Origin of the sequence: Agreia sp. (assembly GCF_964263775.1) — a bacterium.
In the GTDB taxonomy this organism is placed as follows: domain Bacteria; phylum Actinomycetota; class Actinomycetes; order Actinomycetales; family Microbacteriaceae; genus Agreia.
On record NZ_CAXVWM010000209.1, the window covers coordinates 23,147 to 38,727 of the forward strand.

The 15,581-nt window shown below is 66.2% G+C and carries 13 protein-coding genes and 1 tRNA gene; 7 read left to right on the forward strand and 7 right to left on the reverse strand.

Features of this window, described 5'->3' with window-relative positions; genetic code table 11:
- Positions 1–2: 2 nt before the first annotated feature.
- Positions 3–1,328, reverse strand: a complete 1,326-nt coding sequence (locus tag ACE5CZ_RS14695) for a M20/M25/M40 family metallo-hydrolase (RefSeq protein ID WP_374948069.1) — start codon at positions 1,326–1,328, stop codon at positions 3–5.
- Between the two features lie 107 nt (positions 1,329–1,435).
- Between ACE5CZ_RS14695 and ACE5CZ_RS14700 the strand changes: the two genes are divergently transcribed.
- The 3 genes from ACE5CZ_RS14700 (at position 1,436) to ACE5CZ_RS14710 (ending at position 3,601) form a co-directional block, all read left to right on the forward strand.
- Positions 1,436–1,520: transfer RNA gene (locus ACE5CZ_RS14700), tRNA-Leu, on the forward strand.
- Positions 1,521–1,819: 299 nt separating this feature from the next.
- On the forward strand, positions 1,820–2,023 hold the full coding sequence (locus ACE5CZ_RS14705) for a cold-shock protein (RefSeq protein ID WP_044443312.1): 204 nt from the start codon (positions 1,820–1,822) through the stop codon (positions 2,021–2,023).
- 270 nt (positions 2,024–2,293) lie between these two features.
- The gene (locus ACE5CZ_RS14710; RefSeq protein ID WP_374948070.1) at positions 2,294–3,601 is read left to right on the forward strand and encodes a C40 family peptidase; all 1,308 of its coding nucleotides are present in this window, start codon (positions 2,294–2,296) and stop codon (positions 3,599–3,601) included.
- Positions 3,602–3,610: 9 nt separating this feature from the next.
- Here the strand turns inward: ACE5CZ_RS14710 and ACE5CZ_RS14715 are convergent, their stop codons facing one another.
- Positions 3,611–5,410, reverse strand: coding sequence for a DEAD/DEAH box helicase (locus tag ACE5CZ_RS14715; protein WP_374948082.1), 1,800 nt, complete (start codon positions 5,408–5,410; stop codon positions 3,611–3,613).
- A gap of 183 nt (positions 5,411–5,593) precedes the next feature.
- Here ACE5CZ_RS14715 and ACE5CZ_RS14720 point away from each other — a divergent pair, with 183 nt between their 5' ends.
- Complete coding sequence (locus tag ACE5CZ_RS14720; RefSeq protein ID WP_374948071.1) at positions 5,594–6,424, forward strand: SGNH/GDSL hydrolase family protein; 831 nt, start codon at positions 5,594–5,596, stop codon at positions 6,422–6,424.
- On the opposite strand, the gene ACE5CZ_RS14725 is transcribed toward ACE5CZ_RS14720, so the two are convergent.
- The 3 genes from ACE5CZ_RS14725 to ACE5CZ_RS14735 are packed head-to-tail and all read right to left on the reverse strand — an operon-like array spanning position 6,421 to position 10,114.
- Positions 6,421–7,662: a D-alanyl-D-alanine carboxypeptidase family protein gene (locus ACE5CZ_RS14725; RefSeq protein ID WP_374948072.1), complete on the reverse strand. Its 1,242-nt coding sequence runs from the start codon at positions 7,660–7,662 to the stop codon at positions 6,421–6,423. The two genes, ACE5CZ_RS14720 and ACE5CZ_RS14725, sit on opposite strands and share 4 nt — an antisense overlap.
- A gap of 49 nt (positions 7,663–7,711) precedes the next feature.
- Positions 7,712–9,268, reverse strand: coding sequence for an APC family permease (locus ACE5CZ_RS14730; RefSeq protein WP_374948073.1), 1,557 nt, complete (start codon positions 9,266–9,268; stop codon positions 7,712–7,714).
- A gap of 45 nt (positions 9,269–9,313) precedes the next feature.
- On the reverse strand, positions 9,314–10,114 hold the full coding sequence (locus ACE5CZ_RS14735) for a TrmH family RNA methyltransferase (RefSeq protein ID WP_374948074.1): 801 nt from the start codon (positions 10,112–10,114) through the stop codon (positions 9,314–9,316).
- A 147-nt stretch (positions 10,115–10,261) separates the two neighbouring features.
- Between ACE5CZ_RS14735 and ACE5CZ_RS14740 the strand changes: the two genes are divergently transcribed.
- The gene (locus ACE5CZ_RS14740; protein ID WP_374948075.1) at positions 10,262–11,128 is read left to right on the forward strand and encodes a Sir2 family NAD-dependent protein deacetylase; all 867 of its coding nucleotides are present in this window, start codon (positions 10,262–10,264) and stop codon (positions 11,126–11,128) included.
- The gene (locus tag ACE5CZ_RS14745; protein ID WP_374948076.1) at positions 11,125–11,748 is read left to right on the forward strand and encodes a histidine phosphatase family protein; all 624 of its coding nucleotides are present in this window, start codon (positions 11,125–11,127) and stop codon (positions 11,746–11,748) included. Before ACE5CZ_RS14740 ends, ACE5CZ_RS14745 begins: the two co-directional genes overlap by 4 nt.
- Here ACE5CZ_RS14745 and ACE5CZ_RS14750 read toward each other — a convergent pair.
- Together ACE5CZ_RS14750 and ACE5CZ_RS14755 are read right to left on the reverse strand one after the other, a co-directional pair.
- Complete coding sequence (locus ACE5CZ_RS14750; RefSeq protein WP_374948077.1) at positions 11,675–12,751, reverse strand: glycosyltransferase family 4 protein; 1,077 nt, start codon at positions 12,749–12,751, stop codon at positions 11,675–11,677. The two genes, ACE5CZ_RS14745 and ACE5CZ_RS14750, sit on opposite strands and share 74 nt — an antisense overlap.
- Positions 12,748–13,647 (reverse strand): alpha/beta fold hydrolase, encoded by a 900-nt coding sequence (locus ACE5CZ_RS14755; RefSeq protein ID WP_374948078.1) that lies wholly within the window; start codon positions 13,645–13,647, stop codon positions 12,748–12,750. The genes ACE5CZ_RS14750 and ACE5CZ_RS14755 overlap by 4 nt, the downstream gene beginning before the upstream one ends.
- 84 nt (positions 13,648–13,731) lie before the next feature.
- Between ACE5CZ_RS14755 and treS the strand changes: the two genes are divergently transcribed.
- A complete protein-coding gene (treS, locus tag ACE5CZ_RS14760; RefSeq protein WP_374948079.1) occupies positions 13,732–15,450 on the forward strand; it encodes a maltose alpha-D-glucosyltransferase in 1,719 nt (572 codons plus the stop codon).
- The last annotated feature ends 131 nt before the right edge of the window (positions 15,451–15,581 follow it).

Genomic DNA, 15,581 nt, shown 5'->3' on the forward strand with positions numbered 1-15,581 from the left:
GCTCAGTAGCGAAGCAGGAGGTCGGTCAGAACCTGTCTGCCAAACACTAATGCGTCGAGCGGCACCCTCTCGTCGACGCCGTGGAAGAGGGCGGGAAAATCGAGGGTGGGCGGCAATTGCAGTGGGGCGAACCCGTAGCCTGTGATGCCGATCGTGCTCAGCGCCTTGTTGTCGGTGCCGGCCGACAGCAGGTACGGAAGCACTTCGGCGTCGGGGTCGAACCGGTGCAGGCTCGAGATCATCTGGTCGACCAGCGGGCCGGAGAAATCCGTCTCGAGGCCGATGTCCTGGTGGGAGATCTCCACGTCGACCCCGAGACCGGCGAGTTCCCTGATGCGCGCGACGACCTCGACTTCCTGGCCCGGCAGCACGCGGATGTCGAGGAGGGCCTCCGCCCGGTCGGGAATGACGTTGTGCTTGTAGCCCGCCGTCAGCCCCGTGGGGTTGGCGGTGTTGCGCAGCGACGCCGAGATGAACCTCGACGCCGTTCCCGTAGCGATGGCCAATTCGTCGGGTGTGGTTCTCTGCGGGTCTTTGCCGAGAATCGCGGCGACGCGGCCCAGCAGCTCCGTGGTGGTCTTGGTGAGATGAACCGGCCACTCCTGGCTGCCGATTCTGGCCACCGCGCCGGCGAGACGGGTGATCGCATTGTCGGAGTTGATCTGCGATCCATGGCCTGCGGTTCCTCGAGCGACGAGCTTCGCCCAGATCAGGGCCTTCTCGCCGGTCTGCACGAGGTAGGCCCGAGTGCCGCCGAGATCGATCGAGTATCCCCCGACCTCGCTGATCGCCTCTGTCGCTCCTACGAAGAGGTCTGGGCGGTTCTCAACCAGGAAATGCGAGCCGAGGACGCCCCCGGCCTCTTCGTCGGCGAAGAACGCGACCACCAGGTCACGGGCCGGTATTCGACCGGACGTCAGGATGTCGTCGAGCGACGTCAGAATCATCGCGTCCATGTTCTTCATGTCGACCGCGCCGCGGCCCCAGAGCATGTCGTCGGCGATCACGCCTTCGAACGGGTCTACCGACCAGTCGTCCGCGATCGCAGGCACGACATCGGTGTGCCCGTGCACGACGAGCGCCCCTCGGCTCGAGTCCCTGCCGGCGACTCGTGCCACGACACTCGTGCGCCCCGGCTCCGAGTCGATGAGTTCGGGAACGAGGCCGAGCCGCTCGAGGTGCGCCGCGATGTACTCCGCCGCGTCGGTCTCGCCGTTCGATTTACCTTCTCCGAAGTTCGACGTATCGAACCGGATCAGGTCACGGGCGATCACGGCGGTGGCATCGAGGTCGGCCGCGCGGCCGGGGTTCGCGGGCGTCGAAGTCATGGCATCACGGTACCGCAGGCCCCCGGCGGCCTCGTGGCGTCGGGAGCGTTTCAAAGCGTGCTATCGTCTTACCTTGGTTGCACCGGGAACGGAAAGCAGCTCATCCAGTCCGGATGGCGGAAATGGCAGACGCGCTAGCTTGAGGTGCTAGTGCCCGTATAGGGCGTGGGGGTTCAAGTCCCCCTTCGGACACAGCAATGTCAGACTCCCCCGAACATCTCTCCTTGCAGAGATTTCGGGGGTTTTCTCGTTCTCCCGGCCTGCGCTGGTCGCGACTCATGACGCAGTGTGACCAAGGTGTGATGAATTAGGTCGCACGCGCGGGCCGAGAGCATAGTATGCTGTTCCTAGAAGTTGATGTGCCTCGCACGTCCGGGGTGCCTGCGGTGCCCTGCCCGACACTGTGCGGGCCCAATCCTGGGAGACGACGAACACCCCGACGAGTGGCCCCGACAATCGGGACCGAATTATCACTCCAGGAGGAGTTTGCAATGGCTACAGGCACAGTTAAATGGTTCAACGCTGAAAAGGGATTCGGCTTCATCGCCCCCGAAGACGGCAGCCCCGACGTGTTCGCGCACTACTCGGCTATCGCCTCCAGCGGTTACCGCTCGCTCGACGAGAACCAGAAGGTCGAATTCGACGTCGCGCAGGGCCCCAAGGGTCCCCAGGCTGAGAACATCCGCCCCCTCTAAGTCTTTCCTCATGCGATCGACGCACCGCGAAAGCGAGAACTGAGATCGCCTGACGCGAAGCTTAATTGCAAAGGCCCTTCACCCCTCCGGGTGGAGGGCCTTTGTCGTATGTGTCGTCAAGGCGCGACACGCCGACCGTCTTAGGGCGAATTGATCGCCGTTCGTGTATAGAGCTAGGGCGCGTTAGTTGCTAGTGTGATCGATGTTGTTGCTGTGACGAATGTGACTCACGTCTTCGTCACGATCACTCTGTCGATTCGGGGAAATAAAATGCGTTCCACCACCAGCGCGACGCACGCTGCGTTCTCCGCCCGTCTCGCATGGCGCGGCGCTGTCGCGGCCGCTGCGGTGGTCGGCCTCCTCGCCGTGGGCGCGATCTCCTCGTCTCCTGTCGCTGCCGACAACTACCCCTCGTGGGACGACGTTGTCGCGGCTCGAGCGTCGGAAGCGGGCACCGAAGCCGAGGTCGCACGCATCTCCGGCCTGATCGAGAATCTACAGACGCAGGTCGGCCAGGCACAGGCTGCCGCAAGTGTGCGTTGGCAAGAGAACCAGACCGCTCAGGACGCCTACAACGCGGCCACGTTCGCGGCCGAGCAACTGGCGTCGCAGGCAGAGGCCGCGCAGACCAAGGCAGACGATTCCCGAACCCAGGCGGCCATCCTGGCCGCCCAGTTCGCCCGCTCGGGCGGCAACGACCTCTCGTCTCGACTCTTCGTCGAGAACGACAAGGCCGGCGACCTGCTCTATCAGCTCGGTGCCATGTCCAAGCTGAGCGAGTCGACAACAGGAATCTACCAGCAGGCGGAGATCGACCAGAACACGGCGGACTCCCTCAGCGATCAAGCCGACGTGGCCCGCGATGCGCTGGGCGCTCTCGCCTCGACCGCGCAGAGCGCCCTCGACGACGCGGTCGCCGCCCAGCAGGCCGTCGGTGCTGCGCTCATCGAGCAGCAAGACCATGAGGCAGAGCTCACGGTGCAGTTGCAGGCCCTGACGACAGACCTCCAGCTCACCGAGGAGCAGTACCAGGCCGGCGTACAGGCGGCCGCCCAGGCGAAGCAGACTGCTGATGAGGCGGCGGCGAGGGCAGCTGCTGAGGCGGAGGCGGAGACGCCCACTCCGAGCGCTCCCTCCGGTGGCGGCTCGGATGGCGGCGGCTCAGCCGGCGGCTCGAGCGGTGGCGGCGCACCGAGTGCCCCCGTGCCGTCCGCGCCGGTCGTCAATCCTCCGCAGGGTTACGACGGCAACGCCGTGGTCGCGTACGCCGAGCAGTTCGTCGGCGTCGTGCCCTACGGCTGGGGCGCCGACCCCAGCGACAGCTTCGGCTGCGACGGGCTCACCCAGTACGTCTACAAGCAGTTCGGAATCAGTCTGCCGCGCTACGTTCCCACCCAGGCCGCCCATGGCATCCGTATTTCATCGTCGGACGCCCGCGCCGGCGACGCCGTCGTCTGGAGCGGCCACATCGGCATCTACGACGGGCACGGCGGAGTCATCCACTCCCCCGACTGGGGCCGCTACGTCACGCATGCCAGCTCGTTGTGGGGCAGCTACTACTTCGTGCGGTTCCTGTAAGCGCATATATCAGGAGTGGTGCGCGCCCATCCATCTGCGCACGGTCGAGATGCGCGCCTGAAGCTGCGTGACACTCGCCTGCGGAACGGCGGGGCCGCCGCACACCCGGCGGAGTTCGGCGTGCACGAGGCCGTGCGGCTGCTCGGAGGTCTTGGACCAGATGCCGACCAGGCTGTTCAGGAGCTTTCTCTGCTCGGCCAGCGTGCGATACAGGGGCGCTGCGGGCTCGTCTTCGGCCGGGCCGGCAGGAGCATTCTTGCGGCGATCCGCAGCGTGGCGCTGCTGCCTCGCCTGGCGGTGCTGCAGCAGTTCGCGCACCTGGTCGGGCTCGAGCAGCCCGGGGATGCCGATGAAGTCGAGTTCTTCATCGCTGTCGACCGGAGCCTCGGCGCCGAACTCGCTGCCTTCGAACAGCACGCGGTCGAATGTGGCGTGCGATCCGAGGGCCTGAAAGGCGAAGTCGTTCTGCAGTGCGTCGGAGGCCTTGTCTTGCACGTTCGCCTCGGCGACCAGGGCATCCTCCGGGTTCCACATATCGCCTTCGGGGTCTCCGGAATCACGCCGGTCGAGCGCGTGGTCTCGCTCGAGCTCCATGGTGCCGGCGAGGGCCATAAGACCGGGAACGTTGGGCAGGAAGATGGAGGCGGTCTCGCCGCGGCGGCGCGCTCGCACGAAGCGGCCGATGGCCTGGGCGAAGAAGAGCGGGGTCGACGCGCTCGTCGCGTAGACGCCCACCGCGAGCCGCGGGATGTCGACGCCCTCCGACACCATGCGCACCGCGACCATCCAGCGTCTCGACGACTTCGAGTACTCCTCGATGCGGCCCGAGGCCTCTTTCTCATCGGAGAGCACGACAGTGACCGGCTCGCCGGAGATGTTCTCGAGGATCGCCGCGTACGCTCGCGCCGTGAACTGGTCGGTCGCGATCACCAGCCCCCCGGCATCCGGAATGCCCTGTCGCACTTCGGCGAGCCGCCTGTTGGCTGCGGCGAGAACCGACGGAATCCAGTCGCCGGCCGGATCGAGGGCCGTTCGCCAGGCCTGCGAGGTGATGTCTTTGGTGTTGCCCTCGCCGAGCCGTGCCTCCATCTCGTCGCCCACCTTGCTGCGCCAGCGCATGTGACCGGCGTAGACCATGAAGAGCACCGGTCGGACGACCCCGTCGTGGAGCGCGCGCCCATAGCCGTAGTTGTAGTCGGTCTGCGAGAGGCGGATGCCGTGCTCGTCGTGCAGATAGCTGACGAACGGGATCGGCGAGGTGTCGGAGCGGAAGGGGGTTCCGGTGAGTGACAACCTTCGGGTTGCAGGCGCGAAGGCTTCTCGTATGGCCTCGCCCCAGCTCAACGCGTCGCCGCCGTGGTGCACCTCGTCGAGGATGACCAGGCTGCGGGCCGACTCGGTGAGTTCACGATGCAGGGCGGGACGCGCCGCGACCTGAGCGTAGGTGACGGCGACGCCATGGAAATGGCGGCCGTAGCGGCGGTCGCTGTTCTTGAAGCCGGGGGTGATGCGGATGTTCACGCGATCGGCCGCGTCTGCCCACTGTTTCTTGAGGTGCTCGGTCGGAGCGACGATCGTGACCCGGTCGATGAGGCCGCGGTGCAGAAGTTCGCTGGCCAGACGCAGGGCGAAGGTGGTTTTGCCGGCGCCGGGCGTCGCGGCCGCCAGAAAGTCTCTGGGCTGGTGAGTGAAGTAGGCCTCGAGAGCCTCGGACTGCCACGCTCGCAGCTTGGACGCTGTGCCCCAGGCCGCACGTTCGGGAAAAGAGGGCGAGAGATGTTCGGCCGCTCCGCCGCCCACGGTCGGCATTGCCGTGGCGCCGGGGGTGCCCGAAAGATCGACCCGGTCGTCGGGCAGGGGCAGGGGATCGGGCAGGCTGTTCACGTGCATCCACACTACCCGCCGCCACCGACACGGCCACAGAACGATCGAGGCCGCCCGGGTGCGGCGACAGGAGTAGGTTGACGAGTGGATTTCTTCGAAGGAGGACATATGAGAGAGCGTCATCCGTGGAGGCGATACGTCGCGATCGGCGATTCGTTCACCGAGGGCATCGGCGACCCCGAGTCCGGGAGCCCGGGCGGATTTCGCGGATGGGCCGACCGCGTGGCAGAGGTGCTGAGCGCCGAGGCCGGCGATGATTTCGCTTACGCGAACCTCGCGATCCGCGGGCGCCTGATGCAGGGCATCCTCGACGAGCAGATCGAGCCGGCGCTGGCGTTGCAGCCCGACCTCATCACGATCTCGGCGGGAGGCAATGACATCATCCGTCCCGGCACCGATCCCGACGACATAGCCCGACGCATGGATGCCGGCATCGAACGACTGAGGCGCGACAATGCCACCGTGGTGATCTTCACGGGCACGGATGTGGCCTTCTCCCCCGTGTTCCGAGGCATCCGGGGCAAGGTGGCCATCTACAACGAGAACCTTCGCACGATCGCCGCGCGTCACGACTGCCTCGTCGCCGATCAGTGGGGCCTGTCGTCGATCCAGGATTCGCGCATGTGGAGCGCGGACCGGCTTCACCTGAACCCCCTGGGGCACCACGAGGTGGCGCGACTGGTGCTCCAAGCGCTCAACGTCGAGAACGATCTTCAGCCCAATGCCCCTGAACCGCTCCCCGCGGCCACCTGGCGCCGCGCAAGGTCGGAGGACCTGGTCTGGGCTCGCACGCACTTGGTGCCCTGGGTCATCCGACGGGTGACGCACCGTTCGAGCGGCGACGGCATCTCGCCGAAGAGGCCTGTTGCCGTGCCGATGATCGTGCCGACGGCGATACCGTCGAAGACGACGTCCGACTCTCACGACCGCGGAGACTAGCCGAAGACGAGCTCGGGGTGGCCGATGCGCCACCAGAAGCCGGGATCCTCGAGCGTTCCATCGAGTTCGAGGGCGACCTGCTCGGTGCTGTCGTCGATCGTATAGCGGATGGTGCCCACATCGACGCCCGACCTCGCGATCACGACGTCTCTGGCGCTGGCGTCGACGACGACGGCATCGTTCGACCACACGACTGCTTCACCGTCGGCGGCGGCGACGATTGCCGCAGTTTCGCCCCAGGCGGTCGTGTATGTGCCTACGTCGGCATCTTCTCTGATCAGGGGAAGCGTGGTGAACCCCGCCCTCGTGCTCGCAAGAAGTGCCTGCACGGCATCCCGGGCCGCCTGGGAACTCTCGGCACCGAGAATGACGCCGACCACGGACTTGACCTCGTCGCCGACAGTGAATTCGGCGGAGAACAGAAGGCACGAACCCGCCTCGTCCGTCGTGCCGGTCTTGATGCCGTCTATGCCGTCGATGCCGAGAAGCTTGTTGCTGTTGTCGATCTCGCCGATGACCGGAATGTCGTCGAGGGCGGTCGACACGATGCGTGCGAGAACGGGATCGGCGAGGGCGAGGGATGCCACCGTCATCAGGTCCGTCGTCGAGCTGCGGCTGGCGGGATCGAGCCCCGACGCATCCGCGATCGTCGTGTCGGCGAGATCGTGCTCTGCCGTGAAGGATCGGGCCGCATCGAGATAGGCGGCGAGCGAACCGAATGCCCAGTTCGTGACCGTCTCGGCGTAGTTGTTCGCCGACTTCAGGAGCATGATCTCGAGCACCTGGCGTTCGGTGAGAACCTGTCCCTCGTTGACGAGTTCGTACGATCCGTCGACCGCGCGGGTCTGCTCGAGGATCTGAACGTCGCGGGCCGTCATCGTGATGCCCGGTCCGTCGTCGCCCTCGACGAGCGGATGAGCCTGGAGGACCACCAGAGCCGTGATCACCTTCGTGACGCTCGCTATCGGCACCGGTCCCGCCTGTCCGCTCTCTCCGAGCAGCTCATCCGAGCCCTTCAGGGCCACGGCGGCCGCTCCCACGCCCGGCAGAGCCAGTACGGCCGGCGGCGCCGGAGCGGGCGTCGGGACGGTGAGTTCCACCTGCGCATGGGGCAGGGGCGCCGCTAGCGCGGCAGGCACGTACACACCGAGCGCGAGCGCGACGACGATGAGGATGCCGACGGCCGAGAATGCCACGATTCGGCGTCGGCGGCGAACGGGGGCAGACGTCGGGGACACCCGCCAATCTTAGAAGACGTGCGCCGGCCGAAATGGCTGCACGGGGTCGCTACATGCGCCCGCCATCCACCGATCTCGGGATGCGTGTCTCTGTTTCGGGCACCAGCACCGGGGTGTTCTGGTTGAGGCTCTCGCCACGGAAGAACGGCCTGGCCGCGGAAAAAAAGAACCAGACGAGCATCACCGCGACGCCCACGAGCAACGAGCCGACGCCGATCACGAAGACCCCGCCGATGCCGAAGAGCACCGTGTAGCCGTAGTCGGGATCGAGCATGTCGACCGCCGACTGCACGAAGGCCGCGGTGAGCAGAAGACCCCCCAGCAGGGGAAAAAGGCCCTTCGTCACGAAGTTGCGCATAGAGCTGAAAAGCACTCGTCGGAAGTACCACACGCAGGCGAAGCTCGTGATCGCGTAGTAGAACGCGATGGCGAGTCCGAGAGACAGGATCGTATCGGAGAGGAAGGCGTCGCTGATGATCGTCATTCCCACGTAGAAGGCGCTCGCGACGACGCTCATGACGATGGTCGAGAACGCGGGCGTGCGAAATCGCGGATGCACCCTGCCGAACCGCGCGGGAAGTGCCCGGTAGGTGGCCATCGACAGGGTTCCCCGCGCGGTCGGCAGAATGGTCGTCTGCGTCGACGAGATGGCCGAGACCATCACGGCGATCACCAGCAGCCAGGCCCAGGGGCCGAACAGCGCGTCCTTGAGTGCGAAGAATACGTCCTCGGCGTTCGTGTCGTTCGCGAGTCCGAGGCCCGTATCGCCGAGCCCCGCGTATGCCATGGCGGCCACGGCCACGGCGACGTAGGTGACGACGAGGATGATTGTCGAGACGAGCGCGGCACGCCCCGGGATGCGCTGCGGATCTTTCGTCTCTTCGTTGAGGGCGAGGCACGTGTCCCACCCCCAGTAGATGAACAGGCAGAGAAGAATGGCCTCGGTGAAGCCGGGCAGGGAGTCGAAGGCGAACGGGTTGAACCAGTCGACCTGGGGGGTCGTCGACCCTTCCGGGGCGGTTCCCGCGAAGACGCTGCCGAGCGCGAACACGACGAAGAGAATGAGGGCCAGGTATTGAATGCCGAGCAGGATGTTCTGCAGAATCTCGCCGATCTCCAGTCCGCGAACGCTGATGAATGTCATGGCCGCGATGAAGACGACTCCCGTCGCCGTTACGAGAGGAGTGCTGTTGTAGAGATCGGGATTGCCGACGAGCAGCCAGAAATACTTGCTGCCGATCTGAGCCAGGTTCGCGAGCACGATCGTTCCGGCGACGATCATCCCCCAGCCGCTCATCCACCCCACCCACGGACCGAAGGCTTTCGTACTCCAGGTGAACGAGGTGCCGCAGTCGGGCACAGCCTCGTTGAGTTCCCGATAGGCATAGGCGGTGAGGAACATCGGTATGAACGCGAGCACGATCGCGTTGGGCGCCTGCGCGCCCACGGCCAGAACGACGAAGCCCACAGTGGCTGCCAGGGAGTAGACCGGAGCGGTGGAGGCCAGGCCGATCACGACGGATCCGACAAGTCCGAGTGAGCCCGCTGCCAGGCCCTTGCCCTCGGATGCCGGTGCTCCCGGTGTCGTGGTGGATTGCTGCGACATTGCGCCCTCCTTGTTTCGTGGTAGCCGGATACTACCGCTGAAGCGTCATCGCAGTGTGTACAGGGCGACGGCGCTCGCCGATGCTACGTTCAGGGAGTCCACGCCGTGGCTCATGGGGATCGTCACGACGGTATCGGCCGCCGCCAGCGCCAGCCTTGTCAGGCCGTCTCCCTCCGAGCCCAGAACGAGGGCGAGCTTCGCCGGAACGTCGGCCGCGAACTCGTCGAGGGTGACGGCGTCGTCCGCCAGGGCGAGAGCTGCAATGGAGAAGCCGGCGGCGTGCAGCAGCGGCGCGGCTTCGGACCATTCGGGCAACCGCGTCCACGGAACCTGAAGCACAGTGCCCATGCTGACCCTGACGCTGCGTCGGTAGAGGGGGTCCGCGCAGCGCGGCGAGACCAGCACGGCGTCGGCGCCGATGCCCGCGACCGCGCGAAAGATCGCCCCGACATTAGTGTGGTCGGTGATGTCCTCCAGCACGACGACTCGTCGGGCGCCCTCGATCACGTCGGCGACCGATCGGAGTTCGGGGCGGTGCATGGCCGCCAGCGCGCCGCGATGCAGGTTGTATCCCGTCAGGGACTCGAGCGTGGTCGCGTCGCCGACGAACACGGTCACCTCGTCCCACTCGGCGAGCAACGGCTCGATGTCGGCGAGCCACTGCTCCTGCAGGAGGACGGACCGCGGCCGGTGTCCCGCCGACAGGGCCCGGGCGATGACCTTGGCCCCCTCGGCTATGTACAGGCCCCCGGCCGGTTCGCTCAACCGCCTGAGCACGACGTCGGTCAGCCGAGCGTAGTCGTCGAGTCCGGGCAGGTCGAGACTGTCGATCCGTACGATGTTCACGCTCGGGCACTCCTCGTTCTGCGGTGTGCGATGCCGACGCCGTCGATCGCGCGGCGATCGGAAACAAAACCGCACCCGGCACTGTTTAGACTTCGAAGAGTAACGCGAAGCGCCGGAGTCCACAGACTCGGGCGGCAGGAGGTGCAGATGGTCCCGCTCGTCGAATCGAGCCCTCGAGCAGCCTCACCCGCCGCGATCGGCGACGCCGTGGCGGCATTGCAGGGCCGACGGATCGTCGTGTTGACGGGCGCCGGCATGAGCACCGACTCGGGCATCCCCGATTATCGCGGGGCGGGCGCCCCCCAACGCAATCCGATGACCTTCGACCAGTTCCGCGAGAGTCTCGACTACCGGCGCAGGTACTGGGCCGGCAGCCACCTGGGCTGGAAGATGTTCGATGCGGCCCGACCCAACGAGGGACACCGCATCCTCGCCGAACTCGAAGGCGCCGGCGTGGTCTCCGGGGTCGTCACCCAGAACGTCGACGGCTTGCATGCACGGGCCGGTTCCACGCATCTCGTCGACCTGCACGGCTCGATGGATCGGGTTCTCTGCTTAAACTGCGGCCAGACGTTCGCACGGGCCAGCATCGCGGAGCGCATCTCCGCCGACAACCCGTGGGTCGACCTTCCCGACGCCATCACCCTGGCGCCCGACGGCGATGCCGACGTCACCGACTACTCGTCGTTCGTCGTGCCCGCCTGCTCCGTCTGCCAGGGAATGCTGAAACCCGACGTCGTGTTCTTCGGCGAATTCATCCCGACCGAGAGGTTTTCGGAGGCGTCGGCGCTCGTCGCCGGAGCCGAGGCGATGCTGATCGCCGGGTCGTCGCTCGTCGTCAACTCCGGAATCAGGCTTCTCGAGCAGGCTCGCCGTCGTCGACTGCCCATCGTCATCGTCAATCGGGGTGTCACGAAGGGCGACTCTCGCGCGACGGTCAAGCTGGATGCGGGGGCCACCGAGACACTGGCCGAGCTGCGCCGGCACCTGCTCCCCCGGACATGCGACACATGACTGAACTGATACTGGTGCGCCACGGCGAAACCGACTGGAACTTCACGAAGCGCATTCAGGGTTCCACCGATATCCCGCTGAACGACACCGGGCGTGCGCAGGCGCGTGCCGCGGCCGAGAGGCTCGCCGACGAAGAATGGCATGCGGTTGTGACGAGCCCGCTCGGCCGTGCCCGGGAGACCGCCCGTATCCTCGCGCGGCGGCTCGGCCTCGGGCAACCGCAGGTCGACGACCGACTTGTCGAGCGCGCCTACGGCGAGGCCGAGGGCATGGATGCCGCAGCCCTCCGCGATCGCTTCCCGGGCATGGCGGGCGTGCCCGGCCTCGAACGACGCAGCGACGTGACTCGCCGGGTGCTTCCCGCGCTCGAGAGCATCGCCCTAGAGCATCCCGGCGAGCGCGTTCTCATCGTGGCCCACGGCGGGGTTATCGGCTCGCTTGTTCGGTACGTCACGCAGAAGGCCCTGCCGGCCGCCGCGGTGCGCATCCCCAACGGGTCGGAGCACCGGTTCCGCTACGCGGATGGAACGCTCGTGCTCGAGAGATTCAACGGCCTCGAGGTCGAGCCGCCAGTTCGGCGAGCAGCTCCCATAGCGTTCGAGCTGACGACGTCCAGCTGAATTCGGAGGCCTGCGCCACACCCGCCCGGGAGCGGCGCGCGAATTCATCGGGATCTTCGAGTGAGCGCACCCGGGCGGCCAGCGCGGTCGCGTCGTGCGCGCCGAAGTAGAGACCCGCCCGCCCGCCGATCTCTGCGAACACGGGGATGTCGCTCACGACGATGGGTGTTCCCTGAGCCATGGCCTCGACCAGCGGAATGCCGAAGCCCTCCTCCAGGGATGCACTGACGAGGGCGGTCGCGTGGCGAAGCACGGAGGTGTATTCTTCGTCGCTGGCCCCGTTGTGGAAGACGAGCCGCGCGGTCGGCGAGATCGCCCCGAGTCGCCGCCTGTCGGCATCCGACACCCGGCTCATGAGATGGAGCTCGTAGCCGTCGAGCAGCCCCGCGGCCGTGACGAGCGTCTCGACGTTCTTGTAGGGCATGAATGAGCCCATGTAGACCAGGTGCCGCGTGCGGTTGTCGGGCGGTTCGGGCGATGCGACCGCACCGTCGGCCGCGTTGCGCACAACGACGACGGGCCTCTTCGTCAGATGATTGCGGGCGATGAGGTCGCGGGTCGTCTGCGACACCGTGACCACGGCGTCTGCCCGCGACAGCAGGAGGCGCTGCGGCCACCACGACAAGTGGTAGGCCCGCCAGAAAAGCCGGATCGGCCACGGGAGATCGCGCGGCGGAGTGGGATTGGAGTAATAAATGAGGTCGTGCACGGTCAGTGCGAGCGCATAGCGACGACCGAACGATCCCATGGTCTGCATCGGTGAGAAGACCACGTCGGGCTTCAGAGCGTTGACCTGCAGGGCGACGAGCGGCTCCCGCACGCTCGTGGGCGAGCTGGCCAGATGCCAGGGCAGGTCGGGAAGCATCTCGAGCTGACGCGTGTCGCTGATCAGCATCACCAGGTCGTGCTGCTCGGCGAGGGCAGACACGAGTCCCGCCGTGTAACGGCTGATTCCGTCGTGGCGGCCGATACGCGTGTAGCGGCAGTCGACGACGACTCTCACGGCGCGCTCCTGTCTTCGCTCACGAACTCGACGATCGCCTCTGCGGCCTGCTGCGGCATCTCGTAGTGCACGAGGTGGCCGACATCCGTCAGCACGACGAGGCGCGAATCGCTGATCTTCTGTGCCAAGTGATGCTGTGCCTCGACCGGGGTGATGTCATCACGATCGGCGGCGATGAGCAGGGTGCGGGTCTGGTTGTCGGCTGCGTACTCGGAGACGTCGTGCGAAATGGAGGCCGTGAAGGCGTCGAGGACGACCTGACGATTCGAGAATGCACCGAAGTAGCGGTCATGCTGGTTGTGGATCCACCGGCGCAACAAGCGGGACCGGGTCTTCGCCATGGTGACGCTCATGATGCGCGTGACGATCGGCGCCTTGAGCACGGCGAAGCCGAGGCGCTCGGGCATCTTCGCCGGCGCCCAGTAGTAGAACACCGCGAGTCGGGTGAGGATGCCCCGAGGACCCGAGAGCGCGGGGGCGGCGATGGGATTGACCAGAACGATGTCGTCGACAGCGAGCCCCCGGGCCACAGCCGCGGATACGATGATCGAGCCGAACGAGTGACCGAGCACGACGGTGCGGCCAGGGCCGCGGACACGGTCGACCAGCGCGAGAAGCCAGGCAGAATATCCGTCGATGTCGTGCGCCGAATCGAGAGGTGTCGACGCTCCGAAACCCGGCAGATCGGCGAGGATAGTTCGGTACTGCGGCAGGTGGGCAACGACCGGTTCGAGGCCGTGGTGGTCCCCGCGAAAACCGTGCACCAGCACGATCGTCGTGTCGGCGTCTGCGGGTCCGTAAGACCAGATCTCGGTCGTGCTTCCCGCGAGTTGCTCGGTGCGCCGCTCGAGAGGGAGCGCGTCGAGCAAGGCTGCATAAGGCGAGGGAACAATCATCGTGATCCAGTGTAGGTGCACGCCTAGACTGGTCTGATGCAGCGTGGCGCTTCGCCCGAAACGCGTCACCGGAAGGACTTGCCCGTGAACTTCACCGCCCCCATCCAGTTGCCCGGACTGACCCTCGATCCCCAGTGGTATCGCCGGAGCGTCTTCTACGAGGTGATGGTGCGGTCGTTCGTCGACAGCAACGGCGATGGCGCGGGCGACATCGCCGGACTCGTGTCGAAGCTCGACTACCTGCAGTGGCTCGGCATCGACGCTCTCTGGCTTCCGCCGTTCTACAACTCGCCTCTACGCGACGGCGGGTACGACGTGTCCGACTTCACCTCGATCCTTCCCGAGTTCGGCACCCTCGACGAGTTCCGTGACCTCGTCACCAAGGCGCACGAACGCAATATGCGCCTGGTCATGGACTTTCCCCTCAACCACACCTCCGACGCGCACGAATGGTTCCAGCAGTCCCGGTCCGATCCCGAGGGCCCGTACGGCGACTTCTACGTCTGGAGCGACACCGACGAGAAGTACGAGAGCATCCGCATCATCTTCGTCGACACCGAGGAATCGAACTGGACTTTCGACCCGGTGCGGCGTCAGTTCTTCTGGCACCGTTTCTTCTCGCACCAGCCCGACCTCAACTTCGAGAACCCCGCGGTGCACGACGCCATCTTCGACATCGTCAGGTTCTGGTTCGAACTCGGCGTCGACGGGCTGCGGCTCGACGCGATCCCCTATCTGTACGAGTCAGACGAGGGAAACGGCGAGGGCGAGCCCAAGACCCACGACTTCATCGTCAAGCTGCGTGCCATGGTCGACGAGGAGTACCCGGGGCGGGTGCTCATCGCCGAGGCGAACCAGTGGCCGAGAGAGGTCGCCGCGTTCTTCGGCACCGAAGAAGACCCGGAATGCCACATGGCGTTCGACTTTCCGGTGATGCCCCGAATCTTCTACTCGCTGCGCTCGCAGAATGCCGACGAGTTGGTGCGCATCCTGTCTGAGACGACGGATGTGCCCGACTCGGCTGCGTGGGGCGTCTTTCTGCGCAACCACGACGAGCTGACCCTCGAGATGGTCTCGGAGGAGTACCGCCAGGCGATGTACGGCTGGTACGCCTACGACCCGCGCATGCGCTCGAACATCGGCATCAGGCGTCGGCTCGCTCCCCTGCTCGACAACTCGCGGGCAGAGCTCGAGCTTGCCCACGCGCTGTTGTTCGCGCTGAAGGGAAGCCCGTTTCTCTACTACGGCGACGAGATCGGCATGGGCGACAACATCTGGCTCAACGACCGGGATGCCTCGCGAACGCCGATGCAGTGGACCCCCGACCGCAACGCCGGTTTCTCCACCGCCGACCCGGGCAAGCTGTACCTGCCTGTCGTGCAGTCGCTGGTCTACAACTACGCCCTGGTCAATGTCGAGTCGCAACTCGCGCAGTCGAGGTCGCTGCTGCACTGGGTGCGCAACGTCATTCACGTTCGCAAGGGACATCCCGCGTTCGGTCTCGGAAGCATGCAGGTGCTGCAGACCGACCACGAGTCGGTGCTCGCCTTCGTGCGCACCTACGAGGGGTCTGGCACCCACCTGGGCGACGCGCCCGAGCAGGTGTTGTGCGTGTTCAGCTTCGCCCACAACCCGGTCGCGGTTCACATCCAACTGCCCGACCAGGCCGGCGGGCGTCTCGTCGATCTCTTCGGGGGCGGAGAGTTCCCGACCATCGCGGATGACGGCAGCCTCACCCTGACACTGGGAACGCAGAGCTTCTTCTGGCTCCAGATCGGCCAGTCCGTCGACCAGCGTTTCTAGGCGGGGTGCTCCTGTCTCCGTCGGATCGCTGAACCTGCGGTCTTGTGGCGCCGGCGTGGGCCACCCCCGGGGCCGGGGGGGGGGGGAATGCCCCCCCCCCCCCGTGGGGGGGAAAACCACCCCCCCCCAGA

Excerpts from the sequence above, each read along its gene's own strand:
- ACE5CZ_RS14720 (WP_374948071.1), top strand. The coding sequence starts at position 5,594 with ATGAGAGAGCGTCATCCGTGGAGGCGATACGTCGCGATCGGCGATTCG.
- ACE5CZ_RS14705 (WP_044443312.1), top strand. The coding sequence starts at position 1,820 with ATGGCTACAGGCACAGTTAAATGGTTCAACGCTGAAAAGGGATTCGGC.
- ACE5CZ_RS14745 (WP_374948076.1), top strand. The coding sequence starts at position 11,125 with ATGACTGAACTGATACTGGTGCGCCACGGCGAAACCGACTGGAACTTC.
- ACE5CZ_RS14740 (WP_374948075.1), top strand. The coding sequence starts at position 10,262 with ATGGTCCCGCTCGTCGAATCGAGCCCTCGAGCAGCCTCACCCGCCGCG.
- ACE5CZ_RS14710 (WP_374948070.1), top strand. The coding sequence starts at position 2,294 with ATGCGTTCCACCACCAGCGCGACGCACGCTGCGTTCTCCGCCCGTCTC.
- ACE5CZ_RS14755 (WP_374948078.1), bottom strand. The coding sequence starts at position 13,647 with ATGATTGTTCCCTCGCCTTATGCAGCCTTGCTCGACGCGCTCCCTCTC.
- ACE5CZ_RS14730 (WP_374948073.1), bottom strand. The coding sequence starts at position 9,268 with ATGTCGCAGCAATCCACCACGACACCGGGAGCACCGGCATCCGAGGGC.
- ACE5CZ_RS14715 (WP_374948082.1), bottom strand. The coding sequence starts at position 5,410 with ATGCCGACCGTGGGCGGCGGAGCGGCCGAACATCTCTCGCCCTCTTTT.
- ACE5CZ_RS14695 (WP_374948069.1), bottom strand. The coding sequence starts at position 1,328 with ATGACTTCGACGCCCGCGAACCCCGGCCGCGCGGCCGACCTCGATGCC.